Raw genomic sequence first — 17,983 nt, 5'->3', positions numbered from 1 at the left:
CGTTGCAGAGGGTTGCACGGCGCCCTGCACCGGACGAATCCAGCTGCGCATGTCATCGCAAACGCGCTTTTCGCGGCCGTTTGTGTTGACATACACAGATGGATCTCGGAATGCCCTCGGCGCTCAAGAAGGCCACAGCAACATTTCTTCTCAGCCCACCCGTAACGCTGCGCGGTCTGGCCGCCACCATGCTTCCGGGGAGGTCTTCCCCGCTGCTGGGGAAAAACGTACTGATCACCGGCGCGTCCTCGGGCGTCGGGGCTGCCACAGCAGAATTGCTTGCAGACCACAGCGCGAACGTGCTTCTCGTCGCGCGAAACACTGACCGGCTGAAGTCGGTCGCAGAAACGATCCGGCGCAGAGGCGGCTCGTGCGAGACCTTCTCATGCGACGTTACGGATGAAGCCGCCGTCACAACCCTCGTCGATGACGTGATCGCACGGTTCGGCACGGTCGACGTGCTGGTCAACAACGCGGGCCGGTCAATCCGCCGGAGCGCAGAAGATTCTGTGTCACGCTTTCACGATTACGAGCGCACCATGGCGCTCAACTACTTCGGCGCGGCCCGGCTAACGCTCGCGCTGCTCCCGTCAATGCTGAAGGCTGGTGAAGGCCACATCATCAACGTCGCGACGTGGGGTGTACATGCTGGCTCAATGCCGATGTTCACGGCGTATCACGCGTCGAAGGCAGCGATCACCGCGTTCGGTCGCAGCATTGCGGCCGAATCCAGAGGTTCTGGGGTCCACGTGACGACAGTCCAGTTCCCGCTGATCCGGACACCGATGATCGCACCCACCAAGCAGTACGAGTCCATGCCCGCGCTGACTCCGCGGCAGGCAGCGAGCTGGATCCTCACCGCGACCCTGACGCGCCCGGTCGAGATTCATCCCCGTTACGCTGCGATGCTCCGGCACATCAGCCTCTTCGCCCCAACTCTCGCTGACGCCATGATTCGACGCGCAGGCATCTAGCGGCGCGAGCGTGGGCGCTCACCGTGGCGCGACTGCGTCGTCCGATCCCACCCACACGGAGAACAATTCCGTATCACCATCAACACCCTTGAAGGGAAACGCACCTAGCGGCTCGATCGTGAAACCTTCGGGATCGAGGCGCGCAACAACGTCCTTGGTGACCGCGACCTGTCCGGCAGTCGCGACAGACAGGGCTCGGCTCGCCAAATTGATGGGGTGCCCATACCAGTCACCTGACCTCGGAACCGCCTTGCCGAACGTCACCGACGCACGCAGCGGCGGCAAGCCTCGCGTCTGTGCCTGATCAACGAGCCTGATGGCGACAGCCACAATCGCATCCACATCGGGCGACATCAACATCACCGCGTCCCCGATGGTCTTGAAGACGCGCACGGGAGGATCAACCAACTCCGTCGCGAGCGCGGACAACTCGTCAGCAACTCCACCGAGCACCTCGGCCGGTAGTTGTCCGCCGAGCTTTGTGAACCCCACAAGATCCGCGAAACAGATCGCGACGTCCTGCGTTCCGCCGATACGCATGTTCTGCTTGTTGGCCGTACTCACCGCCTCCGAGCGGATTCGCTGCGCCAATGTCGTACCCAGAATATGCCCAAGTATCTGCGCCTCCACCTCAGCGAATCGACGCACTTCGAGCGCATAGCGAAGGATGACGTCGGGGTCCCCTTCTGCACGCGACAAACCGTCCGCGACGAGTTCAGCTAACCCGTCAATGAAGCTGGCAAGGTTCCGTCCCCAGACACGAGCGAGCGCGTGGAGCTGCTCGAATTCGAATCCAAGCGCAAGGTAATCAGCCAATTGCTGCGCGACCACGACGTCGTCTGTGTTGTAGACGGGCGCATCGTCACCGGGGACGCCGCGCCCGAGTGCCCTGAACCAGGATCGCAGCAGTACCTCGTCGACAGACGATTTCGCGGCAAGGTCGGCGAGCGTCAGTGTCCCTGGTGGTTCGAGCGCATGCTCGAGGATCAGCATGGGTAATCGTCCGTCAGCCGTAGCTGACTTGAGTTCATCGACGCTGACGCCTTCGCAGATCAGCGCATCGAGAGCCATCACGCGCAGCGCACGGGCTTTGCCGTCCAGCCCATCGAGCAGACCGGCACCAGCGAAGAAGTCTTCGCCGGTGTGATCGCCTTGCCGATAGTCACCATCAGGCACATTTGTTGATGTTAGTAGGTCACTACGGCGCGGGTACTTCATTCGCCGCGGTCCGGCGAAGAGAACTCGGTCGGCACAGCACGAGTGCCAGCGCGGGCGCAACGGCCATCGTCGCCAGCGCGAACTGCGCGGTCGTCAAATCAGCGATCAGGCCGGTGAGCAGCGATCCCACTGGCCTGGGTCCGGTGAAAGCCACGAGCCACAGAGCCATAATGCGCCCGCGCAGTTCGACAGGAATCCGCAGCTGTATACCAGTTCCTATCGCCGTAACTGCGAGGCTGAATCCAGTTCCGATCACGCCAAATCCAGCAAGAACAATTGGAGTGGCCGCGGTTGCTGCCGCAAGGACCGCGCCACACACCATTACGGCGAGCCCCGTCGCGACAAAGACCTCCGTGACTATCCGCCGCGCGAAAATCGCAAGAAGGCCGACACCGGCGAGCGCTCCGACTCCGAACGACATGGTGAGCGCACCGACGAGTTCGGGTCCGCCGCCGAGTTCTGCAGCGAGTGCGGGGGCGAGCGTGATCGTAGGTTCCGATGCGAATCCCACGGCAGCGATTGCGATGAGGAGAAAGAGCAACGGACGGTCTGTCCACACGTGGCGGAGCCCAGCTCGCACGCTGTAGTCGACGTCTTCGCTCGGAGCCGCTTTTCGCGGAATCTTTACGAGCATGACCGCAGCGATACAAAGAAGATGGCCGAGGGCGGCACACGCGAATCCAGCTACAGATCCGGAAACCGTGACGATGAATGCTCCCAGCGCCGGGCCTGCGAGCCTTGCGGCCGTCATCGGAGCGGTATTCAGCGTCATCGCGGCCGGCAGTTCTTCCCTTGTTACAAGTGCTGGTGTCGCAGCCTGCATGGCAGGGCCGCCAATCACGAACCCGATCCCCACGACAAGGGAACAGAAGAGGATGCCCCACGCCGCGGTCCAGCCGACCGGTGTGCCAATGGCGTAGAAGAGAGCCGCTCCGCCTGCGCCCGTCGCGCACACCACACGGCCAAGGAGAATTTGACGCTTCACATCACCGTGGTCCGCCCACTTCCCGCTCAGCGGGGTGAACAGTTGCGGCCCGAACTGCACAGCGGTGACGAGGCCAACCGCGAGTGCCGAGCCGGTGGCGCTATAGATGGCGATCGCCGCGACCACACCATGTACCCACACAGCAGCGGTGGAGAAGAACCGGCCCCACGTGAATAGGCCAAAGTTCCGGTCGACGAGAAGGCGAGCCACGGACCTTGGCGGCGCAGCGATTTCAGCGTGCGCCATACGCCGCCTCTATCTCGTCGTAGCCGTCGAGCAATCGGCTAAGCAGCGTGCTGAGCGTCCGGCGCTCGTCGACAGTCCATGCGGCGGTGATCTCCGCCAGGAGCGTGGCACGATTCTCGGTGGCCTTGTTCAGAGCTGTGACACCTTCGGCTGTCAGGTGCAGCCGTGAGCGCCGCTGATCGTCCGGGCATGAAGCCTTGGTCAGAAGTCCCCGTGCTATCACGGCGTTCACCGCGCGGCTTGCTGTGGACTGCTCGACTTCTAGTTCGGCCGCCACGACTCCAATGGACGGACTTTCACCTCGCGCTTCGTGACGTTCAACTGAGCGCAGAACGCGCAGGTCCCCAACCCCGGGGATCTCCGGGACGCCTTCGAGCACGCGGCTGCGAAAACCAGGCCTGCGCAACGCGCGGAAGAGGCGGAGCACCTGCTCGTCGAGGAACGTCAAGTCGACTGTTGTCGTGGCCATATTTATATGCATAGCACATGCATATAATCCGGGAGAAGACGTGGAAGCAGCTCAGCGCCCGGGAACGGCGTGACTCCTGCCACATCGGAATCGCTCTGAATCGTTCCCTACTCGGAGGTTTCGGCCTGGCTCATTTTTTGGGCCTGCGTTTTGTGACCCAGCTGATACCTGTTTCGAGAAATTCACAGGTACCTTTCATTTCCAACACTCTCCGTTCAAAGTCGAGCACAGAGAAAGCCAGAGAAAAAGAAATGCCTGAATCGGTTGCCTATGTCGCCACAGACCGCGCTGAGCGCTACCTGAAGCAGCTCGCCAGCCACTTCGGGCACAAAGTCCCCGTCGTCCGCGAAGGGCCGCACGCGGAATTCAGTTTCGACATGGGCTACGGTGTGGCCGACGCCAGCCGCGGCTATTTGGTCCTCACTGCACAAGCGCGCTCAGCCAATGACCTCGTGAGCGTCCAAGACATCCTCGCTCGCCACCTCGCGGAATTCGGCGAACGCGACGGTTTGACGGTCTCCTGGTCACCCGCCATCGCGGCCTGACCGTCTGCTGGATCCACGGACGCGTCCGTGCGCCGGGTAGGCGTGTACGACTGCGGCGCTCACACGGGGCAACGCCTCCTTAATCCGGCGTTCGGCGCGGTGCGCGATCTCGTGGGCCTCCGCAAGTGTGCACTCGGGGGCGATATCCACTTCGGTTTCCGCATGCATTTCGTGCCCGATCCAGCGGATACGAAGGGAGCGCACCTCTGAAGTTTCGGGCGCAGCACGCAGCGCCTCCATAGCGGTGTCGTAGATCGAGGGGTCGATACCGTCCAGGAGCCGACGCAACACTTCCCGCCCTGATGCGAAGAGAATTGCGACGATCGCGGCCGTGATCAGGAGCCCAACAATGGGATCAGCGAGGTCGTAACCTAACGCTGCACCGGCCGCACCGGCGACGACCGCCAGCGACGTGAACCCGTCCGTGCGCGCGTGATAACCGTCGGCAACCAGCGCTGCGGACCCAATCCTGCGGCCCACACGAATCCGGTACATGGCGACCAGTTCATTCCCAACAAAGCCGATAACACCGGCGGCGGCGACCCAAGGGATGTGTGAAATTGCCACCGGGTTTATCAACCGGCGAATTGACTCGAAACCGGCTATCAGCGCGGACAGCGCAATCATCGCCACAATGAAGAGTCCGGCCAGGTCCTCGGCGCGGCCGTAGCCGTAGTTGAACTTCCGGGTGGCTGCGCGCCTGCCCAGCACAAATGCGATCCAAAGCGGCACCGATGTCATCGCGTCAGCAAAGTTGTGGACTGTGTCGGCGAAAAGTGCGACAGAGCCGGATATCACAACGATGATCAGCTGGAGCAACGCGGTAGCGCCGAGAGCAACAAGGCTGATTTTGACGGCGCGAATGCCGATCTGGCTGGACGTCAGCGCATCATCAACCCGGTCTGCATGATCATGGCTATGCGGCACGAAAAACTCGCGTACCGCATTCCGCACTCCGCCATGACCGTGCCCATGGCCGTGGCCGTGGCCGTGTTCCGTGGTCATGCCTCCTCCACGTGCTCGCTTGGATGAAGGAGGCGAATTTCGCTCTCGGCACGATGGTGCGGTGGCACACCGGGACCTGCATGCTCGGCGTTGAAGACAGCGTCGGTGACGAGCTGCCGCACGTGCTCGTTTTCGATCCGGTAGAAAACCTGCGTCCCGTCACGCCGCGTGCGAACGAGCCGCGCCATGCGGAGTTTCGCGAGATGCTGCGACACTGACGGTCCTGGCTTGCCTACTACTGCCGCAATTTCGTTGACGGACAGTTCCCGATCCACCAGCGCCCAAAGGATCGTAATTCGGGTCGGATCAGCCAGCATACGGAAGATCTCAACGACGAGGTTCACCTCGTCATCCTGCAGGCGTCGGCGGCATGCCTTCCTATCTGCATTCATACGCAGATAATAACTCTTATAGAGCTACTTGTCTCGTGTCTCAGTTATCCGCACTGCCACGATGTGGTCCATGTTCTGAAATCCCCAGTCGCTCAATGGCTCTAAAGCCTTGTTCAGGGAGACGCCCAACGTTGTCAGCGTGTACTCGACCTTCGGCGGTACCTGGTGGTACACCTCACGATGCACGAGGCCGTCACTCTCCATCTCGCGAAGCTGCTGTATCAGCATCTTCTCGCTGACCCCCGCTACCAGCCGTTTCAGCTCGCCAAACCGGCATGGGGAGTATGTATCGAGTGCCCAGAGGATGAGTGCTTTCCATTTGCCTCCGACAACATCCATTGCTGCATCAAGTCCGCAACTGTACGAGGTCCGCTTCATATACTTACCTTTTCGTAGGTATCAGACAAAATAGTGGGTACTTGATGATTGTAGTGCTCGTCGTCGATGCTGGATCCACCGACAATGAATGGAGTTGCACTGTGCCTGAACAGATTTCCGCTGCCCGTAGTGCGCCGCACGAATCCGTAGCTGTCCTTGGCCTCGGCGCCATGGGTTCAGCCCTCGCGCAGGCCTTCCTGCGGGCAGGGCATCCGATGACCGTCTGGAACCGGTCGTCCGGAAGAAGCAGCGCCCTCGCTGACGCGGGCGCGGTTGTCGCAGATGCACCATCGGTCGCTGCCACGAGCGCCGATCTCGTCGTCCTTTGCGTGTTCGACTACGCGGCCGCAGAGGAGGTGGTACGGGCTGCCGGGGACGCACTCGCCGGGAAAACACTCGTCAACCTGAGCAACGGGACACCGGCACAGGCACGCGAAATGGCCGCACGGGCCGTGCAGGCTGGTGCGCGCTACATCGATGGCGGCATCATGACGGTCCCCTCGATGGTGGGAGCGAAGGAATCGATAATCCTCTACAGCGGTGACAAAGGCGCGTACACCGCCAGACGCGAAACACTCGCCGCACTCGGCACACCCATATACCTGGGGTCAGACTTCGGTCTCGCCGCGGCATACGACATCGCACTGCTGAGCGCCATGTATGGGATGTTCGCCGGAGCCCGTCACGCCACCGAACTTGTGGGAGAGGCTCGAGCGACCACCTTCATTCGGGACCTTCTCGTTCCTTTCCTCACGGCTATGACCGGAGCTCTCGGCGGCGATGACAGTGAGTCTCCCTGGAGATGCAGGCAGTCGCACTGAACAACATCCTCGCCACCAGCGAAGGACTGCACCCAGCCCTGCTCGCACATCTCATCAGCCCCATGCAGCAGATCTCGGACGCTGGCGCGGGTCCACAACTGCCGCAGCTCATCAAGCAGGTGGCGACAAGCCTCGCACGGAGCCAGGGTGACTAGTCGTCAGCTGCCGCTCGGATCCATTCTTCGAGGTGAGGGGATTCCTTCCCGATCGTCGTACCGTCACCGTGCCCGGTGTTGACGACAGTCTCAGGCGGGAGAGCGAACAATCGGTCCCGAATCGAGCCGATGATTGTCGGAAAGTCGGAGTACGACCGTCCTGTCGCGCCAGGCCCGCCAGAGAACAAGGTGTCACCGGTGAAAAGCTGACCGACTTCGGGCACGTACAGGCAGGTCGATCCTGGTGAATGCCCCGGGGTGTGGATCGCTTGGATCTCGGTGCCAGCGATGTCGATTCGCTGCGCATCCTCAAGTGACCGATACGCAATGCCAGGGTGCGTCATCTCCCACAGGACATCATCTGCGGGATTCATGAGAATCGGCGCATCGAGCCTCTCCGCCAGCTCCGGGGCAACGGTGACGTGATCGTTGTGACCGTGAGTGCAGACAATGGCTTTGACCTTGCGGTTGCCTACAGCTTCGATAATGGGTTGCGCGGAGTGCGCGGCATCAATGATGACCACTTCGGAGTCATCACCGACCAGCCAGATGTTGTTGTCGACGTCCCACGTCCCACCGTCGAGGCTGAACGTCCCTGAGGTGACGACCCTATCTATTCTCACCAAACCACCACCGATCTCAGCACCTCACCGCGGTGCATCGTTTCGAATGCTTGTTCCACACCGTCGAGTGAAATGCGCTCACTGACAAACTTTTCCAGTGGCAATCGGCCTTGCTGATACAGGTCGACCATGGTGGGGAAGTCTCGTTCCGGAAGACAGTCGCCGTACCACGAGGACTTCAGCGCGCCACCATGGGAGAAGAAGTCGAGTAACGGCATCTCCAGGCGCATGTCAGGCGTGGGCACCCCAACCAGCACCACAGTCCCAGCGAGATCACGAGCGTAGAAAGCCTGCTTCCATGTTTCTGGCCTGCCCACGGCATCAACGACGACGTCCGCACCGTCACCGTTCGTGAGTTCTTTGACCGCCTCGACGGCATCCGTGCTGGTGGCGTCGATCGTGTGGGTTGCTCCGAGCGCACGCGCCCACTCGAGCTTCCGGGGATCCCGGTCAATCGCGATTATTCGTCGCGCGCCGGCCAGACGAGCACCCATCACCGCTGCGGCGCCGACACCACCGCAACCGATCACGGCAATGGAGTCATCGCGAGTGACACCGCCCGTGTTCACGGCAGCGCCGAATCCGGCCATTACTCCACAACCGAGCAGACCTACCACTGCCGGGTCCGCGGAGGCGTCAACTTTCGTGCATTGCCCCGCGTGGACGAGAGTTTTGTCAGCGAACGCACCGATGCCGAGGGCGGGGCTCAGCACGGTTCCGTCCGTCAGTGTCATTTTCTGGGATGCGTTGAACGTGCTGAAGCAGAGGTGCGGGCGGCCGCGTTTACACGCTCTGCATTGCCCACAAACGGCTCTCCAGTTGAGGACGACGAAGTCGCCTGGCTCGACGGATGTCACGCCGGGTCCGACAGCCTCAACTGTTCCGGCCGCCTCGTGCCCGAGCAGGAAGGGGAAGTCATCGTTGATCCCGCCTTCGCGGTACGTCAGATCGGTATGGCAGACACCGCACGCTGCGACGGTGACGACGGCTTCACCCGGACCCGGATCTGGAACAACTATGTCGACGAGTTCGACGGGAGCCCCTTTCGACCTGGCGACGACTCCACGGACCTGCTGCGGCATCGGATCAGCTCCTTAGGTGCTCATATTCGGATAGTTCGATATGAGTATTAGTTCCGAAGGTAGTCGCATCCGCGGGCGTGCGGCTAGGGGCCGGCACAGGTTTCGGAAATCAGCCTCCAAGCACCTCGGCCGCTGGGGTTGAAGCGCGCCCGATCAGGCGCTGAAGGTCACCACTGTCGGTATCGAGAGCACCAACAGCGATGCCAGCGTCGGAGTCCGCTAGGACCGCGGCAAACGGCGACGGAATACCCGCATCCTCAAGGACCTTCGCATACTCGTCTTCAGGTAGATCCTTGTATGCGACGGGCACACCCACGATGCCGGATAGCACCTCAGCCAACTCTCCGTAAGTCAGATGCTCGTCGCCACCGAGTTCGTAGACCTTGCCGGCCTGATCCTTGTCGGAGGTAAGAACCTCTGCGGCCGCTTCGGCGTAGTCCTTTCGGGAGGCAGCAGCAACCCGCCCACGTCCGGCTGCACCGAACAGCGCGCCCGTCGTCCGGGCGGTTTCGACAGCGGATTCGTAGTTTTCCCAGTACCAGCCATTGCGTAGCAACGCGTACTGCAGGCCTGATTCGCCGAGCAGGTCTTCGGTAGTTTTGTGCTCCTCAGCGAGCGCCAGCGGACTCGTCTGCGCAGCGAGGATCGATGTATAAGCAACGAATGTGACGCCAGCCGCATTGGCGGCGTTGATGATGTTCGCGTGCTGCGCTACTCGCTGACCGACCTCACTTCCGGAAATCAGCAGCAAGTTGCCGACCCCACTAAGCGCGGCGGTGAGCGCCTGAGAATCGCTGTAATCGGCGACGCGAACCTGTACGCCAGCCTCACTGAGGTCAGCGGCTTTCCCGGCATCGCGGACGATCGCCACAATTTGCCCAGCGGGTATACCGCGCTTCCGCAGTGCATCGATGGCGAGGCGGCCAAGGTGTCCGGTTGCTCCGGTAACGGCGATGGTCATGCGAATCCTCCTGTTGTGAGACCTAACGGAGCGCTAGATCGTTGTTCATGCAATCTTCTCTCCCCATTGGAGCACTTATTAATAGTAAGTGCAAACTATCCGTAAGCGCTTTAGATCTGCTAGTCCGGTATTCTTGACGCATGAGCACAGGCCCATTGCCTTCGGCAGACGTCTTCGCACGCGAATGCGCGTCCCGTCCTGTGCTGCAGAACATCACGGGAAGATGGGGCGTGCTGGTCCTCGCAGCGCTTGCCGACAGCACTTGCAGGTTCTCCGAACTGCGTCGGCGCATCGACGGCGTCAGTGAGCGAATGCTCGCTCAAACGTTGCAGAACTTAGAGCGTGATGGGCTGGTGCGCCGCGATGTGCTGACGACCATTCCACCGCATGTCGAATACTCACTCACCGGCCTCGGGAGCCGCATCACGGAACCGCTGCTTGCGCTCATCGGTCTCGTCGAAGAGTCCGTTCCAGAAATCGTTGCGGCACAAGAGCGCCACGACCACACCATTTGACGGCATACTCAACAGGTGGCTAGTCCCGACCAGACGCACACGTTCGACGCAGTCGTCATCGGCGGAGGGCAGGCCGGTCTCGCGTGCGGGTACTACCTGCGGCGCGCGAAACTCGACTACATCATCCTTGATGATCAGGACGAACCCGGCGGCGCGTGGAGGCACACCTGGCCGTCACTTCGCCTCTTCTCACCCGCATCCTTCGCGTCGCTGCCGGGATGGTTCATGCCGGAGTACGATTCCGGTGGCTTTCCGCCCCGCGAACATGTGCTTGACTATTTGCGCCGCTACGAGCACCGCTATCAACTCCCTGTACGACGTCCCGTCACTGCGCATTCGGTCAGCAGTGATGCGAGCGGCTTCGCAGTCGAGACGAGTGGCGGGATATTCCAGGGACGAACAATCATCAGCGCGACCGGTACCTGGCGCCAGCCGCATTGCCCCACGTACCCGGGCCTCGCTGATTTTTCCGGACGCCATATCCACAGCGCGCACTACACAGGGCCCGACAGTTTCGTCGGGCAGCGCGTCGCCGTCGTCGGGGGTGGCAACTCCGGCGCCCAGATCGCTGCGGAACTCGCCCCGCTCACCACGCTTAGCTGGCTCACATCGCGTCCACCTCGGTACTTACCCGACGATGTGGATGGGCGAATCCTCTTTCAGGTAGCCACGGAGTACGCACGCAATGTGACAGCTGGGCGGCCAGCCGGAAATAAAATCACTGACCTCGGTGACATCGTCGCAGTCCCCGAAGTGCGGAAAGCACGTGATGCCGGAATTCTCGTCGCCGAGCCAATGTTCGAACGCATCACCGCTGACGGCGCGGCGTGGGCGGACGGCACGACCCGGGCCTTCGACACCATCATCTGGTGCACCGGATTCCGGCCTGCGGTCGGACCCCTTAAAGACCTGCATTTGCGCACTATCGACGGTCACATCGCGACTCATGGCACGCAGGCAGCAGCGGATTCTAGGGTGTTTCTCGTCGGATACGGCGATTGGACCGGTCCGGCCTCAGCGACCCTCCTTGGCGTTGGCCGGACCGCCCGGGACACCGTGGCAGCGATTCAGCGATACCTCGGCGCTTGACTCGAGTTCACCACAGCAACATGTCAGCCACAACGGCCGGGGCCGTTGTGGCTGACACGAAAGGGGTGCGAGATCAGTTGGGCGTCACTCGATCCGCTCGCCCGTCTCCGGATGGAAGACGTGCACTGCACCACCGTGCTTCCGCAGCCTGACCGACTCCGCCAGCCGTGCGGGTGCCCGGCTCAGAGACCTGGCGACCAGCTGCTGATCAGTACCTGAGATGTGCGCGTAGACGTAGGATTCACTGCCCAGCGCCTCCACAAGATCGACTACTGCTTCGATACCGTCACCGTTCACACTCAGCTCGAGGTGTTCCGGACGCACACCCACCGTTGCCGTATCAACACCGGCACGGCTGAGCGCAGCAATCTGGTCACGCTCCAGTTCGAGAACCGAGTTGCCGATTTGTACGCCATTAGCCACGATCGGCGCCGTCATCAGGTTCATCGCAGGCGACCCGATGAACCCCGCGACGAACGCGTTGGCGGGCCGGTCATACAGCTCGGTCGGCGACGCAAATTGCTGCAGCTGGCCGAGCTTGAGAACCGCGACGCGGTCGCCCATCGTCATAGCCTCGACCTGATCGTGGGTCACGTACACAGTGGTGGTGCCGAGCTTCCGCTGAAGCGCAGCGATCTGCGTCCGAGTCTGCACGCGCAGTTTGGCATCCAGGTTCGAAAGGGGCTCATCCATGCAGAACACCTGAGGTTCACGAACGATCGCGCGCCCCATGGCGACGCGCTGGCGCTGTCCGCCGGAGAGTTTCGCGGGCTTGCGGTCAAGAAACTGGGTGAGATCGAGAAGCTTCGCCGCTTCCTCTACCTTCTTTTTGCGCACGTCCGCGGACACGCCACGCATTTTCAGTGCGAACCCCATGTTTTCGCCAACCGTTTTGTTGGGGTAGAGCGCGTAGTTCTGAAAGACCATCGCGATGTCACGGTCCTTGGAGGGAACGCCGACCATGTCCTTTCCGCCGATACGGATGTGGCCCTCGTCGATGTCTTCAAGGCCTGCGAGCATACGCAGCGCAGTCGATTTCCCGGAACCGGACGGTCCGACGAGGACGACGAATTCACCATCTTCGATATTCAGGTTCAGTGAGTCGACCGCAAGTGAGTCAGAGTTCTCGTAGATGCACGAGGCGTTTTCGTAGCTGATGTTAGCCATGAGAGTTTTCCTTGATTGAGAGGCCTGGTTGGGTTACTTGATGGCGCCGAAGGACAGACCACGTACGAGCTTGTTCTGCGCGAGCCACCCGGCGAGGATGACGGGCAGGGCCGCGAGAGTCGCTGCTGCGGAGAGCTGTGCCCAGAAGAGTCCTTCCCCGGTGATGAAGCCGACCATGTAGACCGGGATCGTCTGTGCCTGAATAGCTGTCAGGTTGACGGCGAAGAAAAATTCGTTCCAGGAGAAGATCACGCAGATCAATGCGGTCGCTGCGATGCCCGGAGAGACGAGTGGCAGGATCACTTCCCGCACCGACGTCCACATACTCGCGCCGTCCATGCTGGCGGCTTCGAGCAATTCGCCCGGCACTTCGAGGAAGAAGGACCGCATCATCCAGATCGCGATCGGCAGGTTCATTGCGGTGTACAAGATGACCAGCGCCCAGATGTTGTCGAGCAACCCGATATTGCTGACGATCACGTATAGGGGGATGATCGCCGCGACGATCGGGAGCATCTTCGTACTCATGAAGAAGAAGAGTGCGTCCTGGGTACGTTTTACCGGCCGGAGGGAGAGCGCGAAGGCCGCGGGAACACCGAGGAGCAGCACCAAAATCGTTGACACGATCGTTGCGAACGCCGAGTTCATCAAAGCGATGCCTGCGCCAGCTTCGAACACTCCACGGAACTGGTCGAGAGTGGGGGTGAAGAACAGTTTCGGGGGGTCGGAATAGGCGTCGGCTTCCTGTTTAAAGGCCGTCAGCACCATCCAGAAAACGGGAAAGAAGAAGCCGAGCGCGGCGATCCATGCGAGGAGCCCCCAGATGCTTGGCTTGCGTGACTTCTTGGCGTGACGGCGCCCATTCCGGGAAGCGGCAGATGATGCCTGTGTGGTTGTCGTAGCGGTACTCATCACGCCGCCTCCTCTTTGCCGGTGAAAGATTTGAAAATCAGGCGCAGCGCCAGGGTCGCGACAATGATCGTCGCGATGACCGTAACGACGCCCATTGCCGCTGCCTGGCCGATATCGAAGCCGAGGAACGCGCGCTGATAGATGTAGAACGGCAGGTTAGAACTCGCGGTGCCGGGTCCGCCCTGCGTCATCATGTAGATCGAGTCGAAGGTGTTGACCAGGTAGATTGCTCCGAGCACCGCCCCCAGTTCGATGAAGCGGCGTAAATGCGGCAAGGTCAATTCCCGGAACAGAGAGAATGCGTTCGCTCCGTCGACGCGCCCTGCTTCGAGGATGTCACGCGGCATGGACTGCAGACCGGCGAGGATCAGCAGCATCATGAACGGAGTCCATTGCCACACGAGATTCGCCATGACCGCGGCGAGCGGGAACCTGCTGACCCAGTCGATCTGTTCCACTCCGAACGGTGAGAGCACGAAGTTGACGATGCCGAAAACTGGATCGAGCATCGCGGTCTTCCACATCAGTGCGCCAGCGACAGGTGTGACAAGAAACGGGGTGATCAGCAGGGTTCGTACAATACCTCGACCGAGGAACGCCCGATCGAGCAGCAAAGCGAGAAGCAAGCCCAGGACAACCGAGATCAGCACCGTACCGACGATCAGCAGGACTGTAGTGGTGGCAGCTCCGCGAAACACGCTGTCCCGAAAGACATCAACGTAGTTCTGGAAACCAACGAAGCTCCGTGACCCTGGGCGTACGAGGTTCCAGGACTGCGTGGAGTAGTACAGAGTGAACACGAACGGGATCTGGGTGACCACGATCATGAAGATCAGTGCGGGCAGCAGCGGCCCTCGGCGGCGCCAGCCTTCGGCGCGTGACACGCTGTCGTGCTTGGCTTTCTGGACGGCGCGGACGCGATCCGCGGTGCTGGGAGCGGTGTCTTTCACCGCGACGGATGTCATTGGTTCTCCCTGTAACTCGCGCCAACAGCCTCGGCATAAAGCTGTGCCTGTTCAAGCGCTTCGGATACGGACTTCTGACCAGCGATCGCAGCGCTGATCTGCTGACTCACGCGCGTCCCCAAATCCTGGAACTCCGGGATCGCGAGGAACTGCACACCCGTGTAGGGCACCGGATCGACAGTCGGTTGCAGCGGTGTCGCATTCGCCATCGCCTCGAGGGTGAGTGGACCATAGGCTGCCGATACTTCGGCATACTCCGGGATCTCGTAGGTCGAGTTCCGGCTGCCGGGTGGCACACGGTCCCAGCCGAGTGTTTCGCCCACCAATCGCATGTAGTCTTGGCTGGTCATCCAGGAGATGAAGCGCCACGCGGCTTCCTTATTCTCGCTAGTGGCGGGGATGCCAAGCGACCAGGTGTAGAGCCAGCCTGCATTCTCCTTCTCCTCGACAGGAGCCAGCGCGTAACCGATTTGCCCAACGACGTTGCTCGACGATGGATCCTCAATGGTTGATACGGCAGCCGTGGAGTCATACCACATGGCGACGCGGCCCTGGGCGAGCTGAGTTGCGCACTCACTGAAGCCACTGGTGGCCGCACCTGGCTGACCGTGTTCACGGACGAGGTCGACATAGAACTGGACAGCACGCTGCACCTCTGGGCTTGTAAGCTGAGGGTTCCAGTCCTCGTCGAACCAGCGACCACCGAACGTATTGATCACCGTGTTCAGAGGCGCGAGCACCTCACCCCAACCTGGCTTGCCGCGAAGGCAGATCCCTGGCAAGCCCGGCCGGTCGAGTTGTTCTGCGGCCGCGGCAACTTCCGTCCAGGTCGGTGGATTCGACAGCTCAATTCCGGCTTCGTCGAACAGGTCCTGGCGGTACATCAAAAAGGATGATTCACCGTAGAAGGGCACCGAGTACATGTCACCCTCGTACGAAAGCGAGTCCTTCAGCGAAGGGATGAAATCGTCCTCGTCGTATCCCTCTGTCTCACGGGCAAATTCGGAGAGGTTTGTCAGCCAGCCGTACTCCGCCCACTGTGGGGTTTCATAGTTGCTGATCATGACGACATCGAATTCCCCACCGCCCATCGCCGTCGACGCGGTGATTTTCGCGCGGGCCTCATTCTCTGACAGAGTGACAAAACGCAGGTCGACGTCTGGGTTATCGGCCCGGAACTGGGCTGACAGGGCCCGCGCATCTTGCATCTGCGAGTTGGAGACCATCGCGATCGTCACGGTTTGATCGGATGTACCGAAGGAGCCTGCCCCGGCGCATCCACTCAGCGCAAACACGAGCGCACCCGCGCCAGCGATGCATTTGAATGCTTGTTTCTTTCTTACTTTCACTGGTTCACCTCTGGTTGAGAAGCCATTGCGCGCATTCGAGGTCGCAGACGAGCATCTTCGCTAGCCCTCCTCGTACGGCACCGAGTACCGCTTCGTGTTTCGCCTGGCCGCCGGTGATGAGGATCGCGCCAGGGCAGGCTCTCACCTCGTCGAGACCGACAGACATCGTGCGGTCGTTGAGCGGGCCATCGACGGCGTGGCCGTCCTGGTCATAAAACTGTCCGCCGATCTCCCCGACAGCGCCGAGGCGCGTGAGAGTGCCGAGGGTGCCGGCGTCGATGAAGCTGCCTTCGAACAGCGTGCCGGCTGTCGAGACAGCACCGACACCGAAGATCATCATGTTGGCTTCGCGGCCCTTTTTGAGAGCCGCGGAGATCACGGAATCCGACTTCATAGCGGTAACCGTGTTCGCGTCCGCGTAGAGCGGGGCAGGCAGGCGGACAGTCGCTGCCTTAAGTTGCGCCCCGCACCGGCCGAGGATGTACTCCACGCCGGTCTGGTAGTTGATCGCACTCATCGAACCATCGAGCTGAACGATCTCTTTCGCCGTCGCGGTGTTCGCGGGCAGTGCTTGCGCCACCGCGACCGTTTCCGGCCCCCAGGTGAAACCGAGTGCGTCGCTGGACCGGATACGCCTTGTGAGAAGGCCTGCAGCCGCACGTCCGACGCTCGTAAAGCTGCCATCAAGACTGTCGACGTTGTCGGTGACCACAATCGCTTCGGCCAGCACGAACTTCTCTTCGAGAGCACGCTCCTCTTCGCTATGGAAGTCGTCACGGAGATGCTTTGGAATGTGCACGTCGATTGATACGAGTCCCTCGGCGCGCGCCCGGGCGATGAGCCGCCCCGCGGTGGGCCGGGATACTCCGAGGCGTGTAGCGACATCAGCCTGCGTGAGGCCGTCGAGATAGTAGAGCGTGGCGGCCCGCAGGCATACGCGCAAGTCCTCGGCACTTGACGCCTGGTCTGGTGAACCGGATGCGCCTGAAGTGACCATCCCCAGCTCCTTTTCGATTGAACAAATGTTCATAGTGCGATCTTCTGCTCAGTACGCTAGCATGATTAATGTGACTCAGACAACAACTTCTTCACAAAGCGCTCGTGATCACACCTGGGCGATCCCCAAGACGATGCGGGCAAGTGTGCTGCTCGCCAAAGGCCAGGTTGAGATGCAGCAGCGCCCCGTACCCTCTCCCGAAGCCGGAGATGTGCTGATAAAAATCAGTTCTGTGGGCATCTGCGGCTCGGATACGCATTACCTGCGCGAAGGACGGATCGGCCATTATGTGGTGACAGAACCGCTGATCCTTGGCCACGAAGCAGCTGGAAGAATCGTCGCCGTTGGCGAGGGCGTGCCAGCATCACGCATCGGCCAGCGTGTATCGATCGAGCCTCAGCGCCCAAGCCCGAACAGTGCGGAGACGCGCCGGGGCGAATACAACCTCTGCCCCCACATGCGCTTCTATGGCACACCACCGATTGACGGCGCCTTATGTGACTACGCAACAATCGGAGCTGAGTTCGCACATCCAGTGCCCGACACCATGTCCGATGATGCTGCCGCTCTCTGCGAGCCGCTGTCAGTGGCGATTGCTGCAGCGCGAAAAGGGGGCGTTACCGCTGGTTCGCACGTCGTCATAACCGGTGCCGGGCCTATCGGCATCGCCACCATCCAGGTCGTGGCGGCCTTCGGAGCGACTTCGATCATCGTCACGGACCTCGATGACCAGCGCCGCCAGCTTGCGGCGGATTTCGGCGCGACCACCGTGCTTGACCCGCGCGAAAACAGCCTCGAAGATCTCGGTGCTGACGTTTTTATCGATGCATCCGGTGCACCCGCTGCCATCACCTCAGGCATAGGCGCGGTCCGTCCGGGCGGCACAGTAGTCCTTGTCGGGATGGGCGCCGAAACCGTGGAACTCCCTGTTCAGACAATCCAGAACCGCGAACTCGTCCTCACGGGCGTCTTCCGCTATGCCCACACCTGGCCGACCGCCATCGAACTTGCCGCGAGTGGACGCATCGACCTCGACCGCATGGTCACCGCGACCTACCCGCTCGAAGAGACCGAAGCCGCCCTCAACGCGGACCGAACGCCCGGCACTATCAAAGCCGTCGTACGCCTTTAATCA

The 17,983-nt window shown here is 61.3% G+C and carries 21 protein-coding genes; 7 read left to right on the top strand and 14 right to left on the bottom strand.

Annotated features, from left to right (window positions below; all coding sequences use genetic code 11):
- Positions 1 to 98: 98 nt before the first annotated feature.
- On the top strand, positions 99 to 974 hold the full coding sequence (locus FHU29_RS13625; protein WP_083962086.1) for an SDR family oxidoreductase: 876 nt from the start codon (positions 99 to 101) through the stop codon (positions 972 to 974).
- Positions 975 to 992: 18 nt separating this feature from the next.
- Here FHU29_RS13625 and FHU29_RS13620 read toward each other — a convergent pair whose 3' ends face one another.
- From FHU29_RS13620 to FHU29_RS13610, 3 genes are read right to left on the bottom strand one after another with little or no spacing between them, the layout of a single operon-like run.
- Positions 993 to 2,150: an adenylate/guanylate cyclase domain-containing protein gene (locus FHU29_RS13620; protein ID WP_064438707.1), complete on the bottom strand. Its 1,158-nt coding sequence runs from the start codon at positions 2,148 to 2,150 to the stop codon at positions 993 to 995.
- Positions 2,151 to 2,172: 22 nt separating this feature from the next.
- A complete protein-coding gene (locus FHU29_RS13615; RefSeq protein ID WP_064438595.1) occupies positions 2,173 to 3,423 on the bottom strand; it encodes an MFS transporter in 1,251 nt (416 codons plus the stop codon).
- Positions 3,410 to 3,892 carry a MarR family winged helix-turn-helix transcriptional regulator gene (locus FHU29_RS13610; RefSeq protein WP_183377561.1) on the bottom strand — a complete coding sequence of 161 codons (483 nt, stop codon included), beginning with the start codon at positions 3,890 to 3,892 and terminating at the stop codon, positions 3,410 to 3,412. The genes FHU29_RS13615 and FHU29_RS13610 overlap by 14 nt, the downstream gene beginning before the upstream one ends.
- 251 nt (positions 3,893 to 4,143) lie before the next feature.
- On the opposite strand from FHU29_RS13610, the gene FHU29_RS13605 reads away from it, so the two are divergent.
- On the top strand, positions 4,144 to 4,437 hold the full coding sequence (locus tag FHU29_RS13605; protein WP_013809168.1) for a DUF2218 domain-containing protein: 294 nt from the start codon (positions 4,144 to 4,146) through the stop codon (positions 4,435 to 4,437).
- Here FHU29_RS13605 and FHU29_RS13600 read toward each other — a convergent pair.
- Genes FHU29_RS13600 through FHU29_RS13590 form a run of 3 tightly spaced genes read right to left on the bottom strand, consistent with a single transcriptional unit; the run spans position 4,417 to position 6,212 of the window.
- The gene (locus tag FHU29_RS13600; RefSeq protein ID WP_064438597.1) at positions 4,417 to 5,442 is read right to left on the bottom strand and encodes a cation diffusion facilitator family transporter; all 1,026 of its coding nucleotides are present in this window, start codon (positions 5,440 to 5,442) and stop codon (positions 4,417 to 4,419) included. The genes FHU29_RS13605 and FHU29_RS13600 overlap by 21 nt on opposite strands.
- Positions 5,439 to 5,834, bottom strand: a complete 396-nt coding sequence (locus tag FHU29_RS13595; RefSeq protein ID WP_064438598.1) for an ArsR/SmtB family transcription factor — start codon at positions 5,832 to 5,834, stop codon at positions 5,439 to 5,441. Before FHU29_RS13595 ends, FHU29_RS13600 begins: the two co-directional genes overlap by 4 nt.
- 24 nt (positions 5,835 to 5,858) lie before the next feature.
- Positions 5,859 to 6,212: a winged helix-turn-helix transcriptional regulator gene (locus FHU29_RS13590; RefSeq protein WP_064438599.1), complete on the bottom strand. Its 354-nt coding sequence runs from the start codon at positions 6,210 to 6,212 to the stop codon at positions 5,859 to 5,861.
- A gap of 101 nt (positions 6,213 to 6,313) precedes the next feature.
- On the opposite strand from FHU29_RS13590, the gene FHU29_RS13585 reads away from it, so the two are divergent.
- Together FHU29_RS13585 and FHU29_RS13580 are read left to right on the top strand one after the other, a co-directional pair.
- Positions 6,314 to 7,033, top strand: a complete 720-nt coding sequence (locus tag FHU29_RS13585) for an NAD(P)-dependent oxidoreductase (protein WP_183377560.1) — start codon at positions 6,314 to 6,316, stop codon at positions 7,031 to 7,033.
- Complete coding sequence (locus FHU29_RS13580) at positions 7,015 to 7,188, top strand: hypothetical protein (protein WP_157094876.1); 174 nt, start codon at positions 7,015 to 7,017, stop codon at positions 7,186 to 7,188. The genes FHU29_RS13585 and FHU29_RS13580 overlap by 19 nt, the downstream gene beginning before the upstream one ends.
- Here the strand turns inward: FHU29_RS13580 and FHU29_RS13575 are convergent.
- From FHU29_RS13575 to FHU29_RS13565, 3 genes are all read right to left on the bottom strand, one after another.
- Positions 7,185 to 7,814 (bottom strand): MBL fold metallo-hydrolase, encoded by a 630-nt coding sequence (locus tag FHU29_RS13575; RefSeq protein WP_221194922.1) that lies wholly within the window; start codon positions 7,812 to 7,814, stop codon positions 7,185 to 7,187. The two genes, FHU29_RS13580 and FHU29_RS13575, sit on opposite strands and share 4 nt — an antisense overlap.
- A complete protein-coding gene (locus FHU29_RS13570; protein WP_064438602.1) occupies positions 7,808 to 8,893 on the bottom strand; it encodes an S-(hydroxymethyl)mycothiol dehydrogenase in 1,086 nt (361 codons plus the stop codon). Before FHU29_RS13570 ends, FHU29_RS13575 begins: the two co-directional genes overlap by 7 nt.
- A gap of 109 nt (positions 8,894 to 9,002) precedes the next feature.
- Positions 9,003 to 9,854, bottom strand: coding sequence for an SDR family oxidoreductase (locus FHU29_RS13565; RefSeq protein WP_064438603.1), 852 nt, complete (start codon positions 9,852 to 9,854; stop codon positions 9,003 to 9,005).
- Between the two features lie 140 nt (positions 9,855 to 9,994).
- Here FHU29_RS13565 and FHU29_RS13560 point away from each other — a divergent pair, with 140 nt between their 5' ends.
- Together FHU29_RS13560 and FHU29_RS13555 are read left to right on the top strand one after the other, a co-directional pair.
- Positions 9,995 to 10,369 carry a winged helix-turn-helix transcriptional regulator gene (locus FHU29_RS13560; RefSeq protein WP_064438604.1) on the top strand — a complete coding sequence of 125 codons (375 nt, stop codon included), beginning with the start codon at positions 9,995 to 9,997 and terminating at the stop codon, positions 10,367 to 10,369.
- Positions 10,370 to 10,384: 15 nt separating this feature from the next.
- Positions 10,385 to 11,458 carry an ArsO family NAD(P)H-dependent flavin-containing monooxygenase gene (locus FHU29_RS13555; RefSeq protein WP_064438605.1) on the top strand — a complete coding sequence of 358 codons (1,074 nt, stop codon included), beginning with the start codon at positions 10,385 to 10,387 and terminating at the stop codon, positions 11,456 to 11,458.
- Between the two features lie 84 nt (positions 11,459 to 11,542).
- Here the strand turns inward: FHU29_RS13555 and FHU29_RS13550 are convergent, their stop codons facing one another.
- Genes FHU29_RS13550 through FHU29_RS13530 form a run of 5 tightly spaced genes read right to left on the bottom strand, consistent with a single transcriptional unit; the run spans position 11,543 to position 16,848 of the window.
- The gene (locus tag FHU29_RS13550; RefSeq protein ID WP_064438606.1) at positions 11,543 to 12,625 is read right to left on the bottom strand and encodes an ABC transporter ATP-binding protein; all 1,083 of its coding nucleotides are present in this window, start codon (positions 12,623 to 12,625) and stop codon (positions 11,543 to 11,545) included.
- Positions 12,626 to 12,658: 33 nt separating this feature from the next.
- Complete coding sequence (locus FHU29_RS13545; protein WP_064438607.1) at positions 12,659 to 13,537, bottom strand: carbohydrate ABC transporter permease; 879 nt, start codon at positions 13,535 to 13,537, stop codon at positions 12,659 to 12,661.
- A complete protein-coding gene (locus FHU29_RS13540) occupies positions 13,537 to 14,502 on the bottom strand; it encodes a carbohydrate ABC transporter permease (RefSeq protein WP_064438608.1) in 966 nt (321 codons plus the stop codon). Before FHU29_RS13540 ends, FHU29_RS13545 begins: the two co-directional genes overlap by 1 nt.
- Positions 14,499 to 15,851 (bottom strand): ABC transporter substrate-binding protein, encoded by a 1,353-nt coding sequence (locus FHU29_RS13535; protein WP_064438609.1) that lies wholly within the window; start codon positions 15,849 to 15,851, stop codon positions 14,499 to 14,501. Before FHU29_RS13535 ends, FHU29_RS13540 begins: the two co-directional genes overlap by 4 nt.
- A 4-nt stretch (positions 15,852 to 15,855) precedes the next feature.
- Positions 15,856 to 16,848, bottom strand: a complete 993-nt coding sequence (locus FHU29_RS13530; protein ID WP_064438610.1) for a sugar-binding transcriptional regulator — start codon at positions 16,846 to 16,848, stop codon at positions 15,856 to 15,858.
- A gap of 133 nt (positions 16,849 to 16,981) precedes the next feature.
- Here FHU29_RS13530 and FHU29_RS13525 point away from each other — a divergent pair, with 133 nt between their 5' ends.
- Positions 16,982 to 17,980 carry an NAD(P)-dependent alcohol dehydrogenase gene (locus FHU29_RS13525; protein ID WP_064438611.1) on the top strand — a complete coding sequence of 333 codons (999 nt, stop codon included), beginning with the start codon at positions 16,982 to 16,984 and terminating at the stop codon, positions 17,978 to 17,980.
- Positions 17,981 to 17,983: the final 3 nt, after the last annotated feature.

Origin of the sequence: Hoyosella altamirensis (assembly GCF_014191505.1) — a bacterium.
GTDB lineage: Bacteria > Actinomycetota > Actinomycetes > Mycobacteriales > Mycobacteriaceae > Hoyosella > Hoyosella altamirensis.
This window is presented reverse-complemented; position numbering and strand designations above follow the sequence as displayed.

What these genes read in the sequence shown, in the direction of transcription:
- FHU29_RS13595 (WP_064438598.1), bottom strand. Translation starts at nt 5,834, where the DNA reads ATGAATGCAGATAGGAAGGCATGCCGCCGACGCCTGCAGGATGACGAG.
- FHU29_RS13525 (WP_064438611.1), top strand. Translation starts at nt 16,982, where the DNA reads ATGCGGGCAAGTGTGCTGCTCGCCAAAGGCCAGGTTGAGATGCAGCAG.
- FHU29_RS13625 (WP_083962086.1), top strand. Translation starts at nt 99, where the DNA reads ATGGATCTCGGAATGCCCTCGGCGCTCAAGAAGGCCACAGCAACATTT.
- FHU29_RS13540 (WP_064438608.1), bottom strand. Translation starts at nt 14,502, where the DNA reads ATGACATCCGTCGCGGTGAAAGACACCGCTCCCAGCACCGCGGATCGC.
- FHU29_RS13605 (WP_013809168.1), top strand. Translation starts at nt 4,144, where the DNA reads ATGCCTGAATCGGTTGCCTATGTCGCCACAGACCGCGCTGAGCGCTAC.
- FHU29_RS13560 (WP_064438604.1), top strand. Translation starts at nt 9,995, where the DNA reads ATGAGCACAGGCCCATTGCCTTCGGCAGACGTCTTCGCACGCGAATGC.
- FHU29_RS13600 (WP_064438597.1), bottom strand. Translation starts at nt 5,442, where the DNA reads ATGACCACGGAACACGGCCACGGCCACGGCCATGGGCACGGTCATGGC.
- FHU29_RS13530 (WP_064438610.1), bottom strand. Translation starts at nt 16,848, where the DNA reads ATGGTCACTTCAGGCGCATCCGGTTCACCAGACCAGGCGTCAAGTGCC.
- FHU29_RS13580 (WP_157094876.1), top strand. Translation starts at nt 7,015, where the DNA reads ATGCAGGCAGTCGCACTGAACAACATCCTCGCCACCAGCGAAGGACTG.
- FHU29_RS13610 (WP_183377561.1), bottom strand. Translation starts at nt 3,892, where the DNA reads ATGGCCACGACAACAGTCGACTTGACGTTCCTCGACGAGCAGGTGCTC.
- FHU29_RS13590 (WP_064438599.1), bottom strand. Translation starts at nt 6,212, where the DNA reads ATGAAGCGGACCTCGTACAGTTGCGGACTTGATGCAGCAATGGATGTT.
- FHU29_RS13570 (WP_064438602.1), bottom strand. Translation starts at nt 8,893, where the DNA reads ATGCCGCAGCAGGTCCGTGGAGTCGTCGCCAGGTCGAAAGGGGCTCCC.
- FHU29_RS13550 (WP_064438606.1), bottom strand. Translation starts at nt 12,625, where the DNA reads ATGGCTAACATCAGCTACGAAAACGCCTCGTGCATCTACGAGAACTCT.
- FHU29_RS13545 (WP_064438607.1), bottom strand. Translation starts at nt 13,537, where the DNA reads ATGAGTACCGCTACGACAACCACACAGGCATCATCTGCCGCTTCCCGG.
- FHU29_RS13565 (WP_064438603.1), bottom strand. Translation starts at nt 9,854, where the DNA reads ATGACCATCGCCGTTACCGGAGCAACCGGACACCTTGGCCGCCTCGCC.
- FHU29_RS13615 (WP_064438595.1), bottom strand. Translation starts at nt 3,423, where the DNA reads ATGGCGCACGCTGAAATCGCTGCGCCGCCAAGGTCCGTGGCTCGCCTT.